Below are 1,262 nucleotides of genomic sequence, written 5' to 3' on the forward strand. Positions count from 1 at the left end.
GAGACCGATGCACGGAAAATTGCCGTAAATATATTGTAAAATTATGTAGTTATGCTACATTATCTCCATCAAAAAGATGGAGGCGAGCATGAGCGAGCGCACTTCCAAGAATCCTGGTATCGCCGACTACGTGGTGGCCCGTCGCAAGCACAAGGATTGTTTTTTGGACGAGATTGATCGTCTCATCGACTGGAAGCCGCTTGAAAAATTACTTCGCAAGAAGCTCCAACGGGTTGTCAACGCCGTTGGCAATCCTGCGTACCCGCCCCTGCCCATGTTTAAAATTCTCCTGCTGCAGCGCTGGTACAATCTCAGTGACGTGGCTGCGGAAGAATCTTTGTACGACCGCCTGTCCTTTGTCCGTTTTGTGGGCCTTTCCCTTGATCACGACGAAGTCCCCGATTCCTCGACCATTTGCCGGTTTCGGCAAAGCCTGCTCGAGAAAAATGTGCTCAAGCGCCTCCTGGACAAACTCAACCATCAACTGGAGCGACGTGGATTGCTGGTCCGTGAGGGAGCCATTGTCGATGCCAGTGTTGTTTCGTCCTCGCGCCGTCCTTCCAAAGTGATCGACATTCTTCCCGAAGACCGGGAAGAGGATGACGCCGAGGCCTCGGAAGTGACCGTCAGCTACTCCGACGATGCCGACGCGGCCTGGCTGCGCAAAGGGAACCGAGCGTATTACGGCTACAAGATCCACGCGGCCACGGACAGCCGGGACGGTTTTCTCCTTGGCGGGCACGTCACCCCGGCCAATCGCTCCGACACGCAGGAATTTATAGACCTTCTAGACGAAATCGACCCTTTGCCAGGAGGCTGCATCTATGCGGACAAGGGGTACAGCAGCCAGTTGAACCGGCATGTGCTCCAGGCCCGAGGGCTTGCGGACGGCATCATGCACAAGGCCGCCCGCAACCGGGCGCTTAGCGCCGTCGAGAAAGCGGCAAACCGCCTCATCAGCAGTGTCCGGGCAAAGGTGGAACGTGCCTTCGGCACGCTCAAACGGGGATATGGATTCTTCAGGACGCGCTACCTGGGAATCCCCAAGGTCGAGTTGGAATTTCTGCTCAATGCCATGGCCTTCAACCTGAAAAAAGCAGTCCTCATGGCGGGAAGCTAAGGACAGGTGCGCCTGAAAGGCGCTGTCAGCCGCCTCCAGGCGAGAACATGTCACTGTGTGCGCCCAATTGATGGCGAAAAAACCGTTTTTGAGCTTGAAAAAAGGCCAACGCACCTGCCTAAGGAAATTGTGCAACGGTCTC

General features: G+C 55.5%; 1 protein-coding gene. It reads left to right on the forward strand.

Features of this window, described 5'->3' with window-relative positions:
- Window positions 1-88 precede the first annotated feature (88 nt).
- Window positions 89-1,120, forward strand: coding sequence for an IS5 family transposase (locus NY78_RS21665; RefSeq protein WP_043641186.1), 1,032 nt, complete (start codon window positions 89-91; stop codon window positions 1,118-1,120).
- Window positions 1,121-1,262: the final 142 nt, after the last annotated feature.

The organism is Desulfovibrio sp. TomC (assembly GCF_000801335.2).
Lineage (GTDB): Bacteria > Desulfobacterota > Desulfovibrionia > Desulfovibrionales > Desulfovibrionaceae > Solidesulfovibrio.